Here is a 4,639-nt window from a genome sequence, read left to right on the forward strand (position 1 = left end):
CTCACCGGCCTGGAGGTCCGCGGGGTCCAGGCCGTTCTGGCTCCCGAGCCCGGCGAATGCTGCGTACGACTGTGCCCCACCGACACCGACACCGACACCGATGGTGATGACCGGCCGGCCCAGAAACACTGACCCCGGGCCGGCCGCGTGCCCACGCGCATCTCGCCGCTCACGTCACGGCCTGGGGGACGCCTGGCGCCGCGGAACCGCGGTCCGGACACATCGGCGTCCCCGCCGACGGGGGTCACATCGGTGTGCGCCGGAGCCTCACGGGATGAGCGGGGTGACGGCGCGGGCGTGCTGCCACATCCCGTGGAGCTGCTCGAAGGGGCGCTGTTGTTCGCCGTGCAGGGCGTTGAGGACCACGAGGCCTCCGGTGAGGACCGGCACCGCCCACTGCACGCAGGCGAGGTGCCGCTTGGCCTTCTCCGTGTCGATGGGGTGCTGGGCGGCCTTCTCCGCGTCCCGCGGGTCTGGGGAGGCGGTCAGCTCGATCTTCTTGCCGAGAACGCGCGCGTAGGCGGTCGCGGCCAGCGCCGCCGCGGTGACGACCGTCTTGGCGGTGGTGGAGGCCGCCACGCCCTTCTGCGTATTGACCCGGTGGGCGTTCACGGCGAGCAGTGCGCCGCCGCCGAAGAGGTGGGCGCCGATGGCGGCGGCGTTGACAGGCGTCCACTTCGCCCAGCCCGAGGAGGAGATCCGTGCCGCCTCCGTGTCCGTGGCGCCCTCGTCCTTGGCGGCCCCGTTGAGACCGACCGCGCCCATGAGCGAGCCGCCGAACCACGCTGCGAGGCCCAGGTCGTGCAGGCTGCGGACAAGGGTGTTGCGTCCGGACATGGCTGTGCTCCTTCGTGCGAAAGACGTGTGATGAGCCGACATGGGGTCGGGCGTGACTCCACCCTCGCCGCACCCAGTTGCCCCCGCCATCACTGCTGACCCAGACGGGCGTGGGGCCGGAGGCGTCGGCGCGGACGCGGGCGGGGCGAAGACTTCGAACGCGGCAGAGACGAAAAAGCTGATAGGCCGATCCATGTGTCATTTCCCGCTGACCAGTTACTCGTGAGTGAGAGGAACGGCCGATCGCGAGGTCCGCGGAGGTGGCGAGCCGCCGCCCCGGTGAGGGGCCTCCCGGAGCTGACACAGAACAGCACTGCGGTGCCGAGGAGAGTGGCTGATGAGCGAGTCCGTACAGGAAGGTGCCGGAAGGCTACGGCAGACCGGTGAGACAGCCAGGACAGAGGCGTCCGCCACGGCCGATCAGGCCAGGCAGGCCGCGGGCCAGGTGGCGGAGACCGCCGCGGAGCAGGCCAGGGCCGTGGCCGGGCAGGCGCGGCAGCAGGCCGGTACGGTCATCGACGAGCTGCGCAGCCGCGCGATGAACGAGGCCGCTGAGCAGACGCGGCGCGCGACGGAGACGCTGCGCCAGTGGTCGGACGACATCGCGGGCCTGGCGGAGAACGCCCCGGGCGACTCGCCCGCCCGCAGCCTGGCCACCCAGGTGGCCGACAGGGGCCACCGGGTCGCCGACTACGTCCAGAAACACGGCATCGACGGCGTGGTCACCGACCTGCGCCACTTCGCCCGCAGGCGCCCGGGAGCCTTCCTGGGCGGTGCGATGCTGGCCGGGGTGGCGGTCGGCCGCCTGGCCAGGGCGGCGGGCAGCGCCAAGCAGTCGTCGCAGCCCGAGCAGCGCACGAGCGGTGCCCCGCAATTGGACGCGGACAGCACACCGGCCACGCCGACGCTCCCGGCCGGCCCCGGTCCGGACGTCCCGCCGATGCCGCCGTCACCCCCGGTCGTGCCGGAGGCGACGGAGCCGTCCGGCACCCCGCAGGCTCCGCCGGTGCCGGTGGATCCGCCGCATCCCGGCGCGCCGGCCCGACCCTACCCGGAGGTGTGAGGTGTCGTCGGTCCCTCCGAGGCCCGCGGAGCACGGGCGGGACAGGTCGGTCGGTGAACTGCTGGCGGTGGTGACGTCCGACGTCCAGACCCTGTTCCGGCAGGAGATCGAGCTGGCCAAGACGGAGGTGCGGCAGGAGGCGGCCAAGGCGGGCAAGGCGGCGGGCATGTACGGCGGCGCCGGGTTCGGCGGCTACATGGTGCTGCTGTTCCTGTCACTGGCCGCCGTTCTCGGCCTGGCCAACGTGATGGACGGCGGCTGGGCCGCCCTGATCGTCGCCGCCGTGTGGGCCGTCGTCGCGGCCGTGCTCTACCAGCGGGGCCGCACGCAGATGCGAACCGTCGAGCCCAAGCCCGAGCGAACCGTCGAATCGTTGAAGGAGGATGCGCAATGGGCACGTCACCCGACCAAATAAGGGCCGAGATCGATGCGACCCGGGACCAGCTGTCCGCGGACGTGAACCAGCTCGCGGACCGGGCCAGCCCGCGCCGGGTGGCCCGCCGCCAGACCGAGCGCGCCCGGGGCAGGCTCACGGGTCTGCGCGACCGGGTCATGGGGAGCGCCTCGCAGACCGCCCAGGGGGTGACGAGCGGTGCCCAGTCGGCGGCCGGCTCTTTGCAGGAGGGTGCCGGACAGGCGACGGACGCGGTCCGCGAAACGGCGGGACAGGTCGGCGACGCGGTCGGCCGGGCCCCTGACGAGGTGATGCGCCGGACGCAGGGAAGCCCGTTGGCCGCCGGACTGATCGCCTTCGGCGCCGGTGTGCTGCTGTCGTCGCTGCTGCCGGCCTCACAGACCGAGGAACGGGCGGCCGCCGGGCTGATGGAGAGCGGTGGTGAGGCGCTGGAGCCGCTGAAGCAGGCCGCTCTGGAGTCCGTGCAGCATGTGCAGGAAGACGCCAAGGAGGTCGCGCAGCGGGCCGCCGGACAGGTCAGGGACACCGCCGCCGACGCCGCCCGCGCAACCCAGGAGGAGGCGCGCGGCCAGGGCGAGCAGCTGACGGCCCAGGCACGGGAGTCGGGGCAGCAGGTCGCCGGCGAGGCCCGGGGGCAGTCGAGCGGCTGACGGCCGCCCTCGGCGCCGCCGCGTTCCCGGAAACGCCAGCCCGGGCTCCGGACCCGATCCGGTCCGGAGCCCGGGCGGACGCGGTACCTGACCGCCCGGCCGCCGGGCAGCGCCCGGCGCGGGGTCTGAACCGGGGCCGGATGCGGAGTGAACCACCTGCCGGCCAGGAAGACGGCATCAAGTGGATCTCCAGCTTTCCCGCCGGCATCGACTCCGGCCTGCCCCGTGCCTCGGCTGTCCCGAGATCTCAGATGACTCCAGCCGCGCGATCAGCTTTCCGGCGAAGGCGTCGAGCGGCGTGAACTCCGGCGCCGTGTCGCCGGGTTGAACTCCGTTCCCCTCCCCACGTCATCGGGCGCAGACCATGCACCACCTGCCCGCTCGGCGAAGGTCTCGACTATGGCCGGAACCCGGTGGTCGCAGCGATGCGGGCCGGGTGATTCCAATATCTGTTCCCGTGACGTGAGAGTTTCACGGACCAGGCAGCAAGGGTTTCTGCCGCCATGGGCAAGGCGCGATTATTCAGCACGCACAGACCGTTCCGACGTGCTACTGTCGTTGTCAGTTGCAGTTGTGGTTCCCAAAACTTCAAGTGCCCCCGCCAGGCTTTGGCCGGTAGGGAGCGCTTTTGTATTTCCGGTCGTTTTCCGGGCGGGGTAATCATCGCGGCGACACGGTGTCCGCGTGGTGCGGATTCCGGTGTATTGCCCCAAAGGAGATATGACATGGCTGCTGGTACCGTGAAGTGGTTCAACGCGGAAAAGGGCTTCGGCTTCATCGAGCAGGACGGCGGCGGCGCTGACGTGTTCGCCCACTACTCGAACATCGCCGCGCAGGGCTTCCGTGAGCTGCTCGAAGGCCAGAAGGTCAGCTTCGACATCGCGCAGGGCCAGAAGGGCCCGACGGCCGAGAACATCGTTCTGGCCTGACGTCGGCGCACATTGTGCAGCTGGGGCCCGCATCCTTCGGGGTGCGGGCCCCAGCTGCACGCATTTCCCGCACCGATTTCATCCGCGGGACGAGCGGAGACAACCGCGGTCCCCTCATGCGCGGTTCCTCCTTCAGGGCGCAGGCGCAACCTGAAGAGCCGCACCGCAGTCGACGCCGGGATCCCAGGTCCCCATGACGTCACCCATTTGAGCTTCTGTGGCCCCGGAGATTTCCGCCGGCCCGTCTGCTTTCTTTCACCACCGGTCCATTCTCGTGATTCTCCATGCCGCTCATCGCTGCGGGAATTCCTTGATATGTGCCACATCGAGGAAGGTTCCGCATGAACCGCGCACACACGAGCCCCGCCCACACCCGTTATGGCAGTGCCGACGCCGGAAAGAACGGCAGCCGCTCCGGCTCGCAGGCACCGCGCCGTTCCGCAGGGCCCGTCCGTTCCGGCGGTTACGGCCGCCGGCCCGCCGCAGTGCAGGGTGAGTTCGCGCTGCCCAGGACGACCACCCCCGCGCTGCCCGCCGTCGAGGCGTTCGCCGATCTCGGCATGCCCGAGCAGCTCCTGGCCGAACTCGGCAAGCAGGGCATGACCGTACCGTTCCCGATCCAGGGCGCGACGCTGCCCAACTCCCTCGCGGGCCGTGACGTGCTGGGCCGGGGGCGCACCGGGTCCGGCAAGACCCTCGCCTTCGGTCTGGCCCTGCTGGCCCGGACCGCCGGACAGCGTGCCGA

The 4,639-nt window shown here is 71.2% G+C and carries 6 protein-coding genes; 5 read left to right on the forward strand and 1 reads right to left on the reverse strand.

What is annotated here, in order from left to right; all coding sequences use genetic code 11:
• Positions 1-267 precede the first annotated feature (267 nt).
• On the reverse strand, positions 268-837 hold the full coding sequence (locus ABZ117_RS34100) for a hypothetical protein (RefSeq protein WP_356826668.1): 570 nt from the start codon (positions 835-837) through the stop codon (positions 268-270).
• A 337-nt stretch (positions 838-1,174) separates the two neighbouring features.
• Here ABZ117_RS34100 and ABZ117_RS34105 point away from each other — a divergent pair, with 337 nt between their 5' ends.
• The 5 genes from ABZ117_RS34105 to ABZ117_RS34125 all read left to right on the forward strand — a co-directional run.
• Positions 1,175-1,900, forward strand: coding sequence for a hypothetical protein (locus ABZ117_RS34105; RefSeq protein ID WP_356826670.1), 726 nt, complete (start codon positions 1,175-1,177; stop codon positions 1,898-1,900).
• A 1-nt stretch (position 1,901) separates the two neighbouring features.
• Positions 1,902-2,315, forward strand: a complete 414-nt coding sequence (locus tag ABZ117_RS34110) for a phage holin family protein (RefSeq protein ID WP_356826672.1) — start codon at positions 1,902-1,904, stop codon at positions 2,313-2,315.
• On the forward strand, positions 2,291-2,965 hold the full coding sequence (locus ABZ117_RS34115) for a DUF3618 domain-containing protein (RefSeq protein ID WP_356826674.1): 675 nt from the start codon (positions 2,291-2,293) through the stop codon (positions 2,963-2,965). Before ABZ117_RS34110 ends, ABZ117_RS34115 begins: the two co-directional genes overlap by 25 nt.
• 725 nt (positions 2,966-3,690) lie before the next feature.
• Entirely contained in the window at positions 3,691-3,894 is a 204-nt protein-coding gene (locus ABZ117_RS34120) for a cold-shock protein (protein WP_344349523.1), read from the forward strand.
• Between the two features lie 341 nt (positions 3,895-4,235).
• The coding region (locus tag ABZ117_RS34125; protein ID WP_356826676.1) for a DEAD/DEAH box helicase at positions 4,236-4,639 on the forward strand (404 nt) is incomplete at its 3' end.

This window comes from Streptomyces sp. NPDC006309, from assembly GCF_040613095.1.
GTDB lineage: Bacteria > Actinomycetota > Actinomycetes > Streptomycetales > Streptomycetaceae > Streptomyces.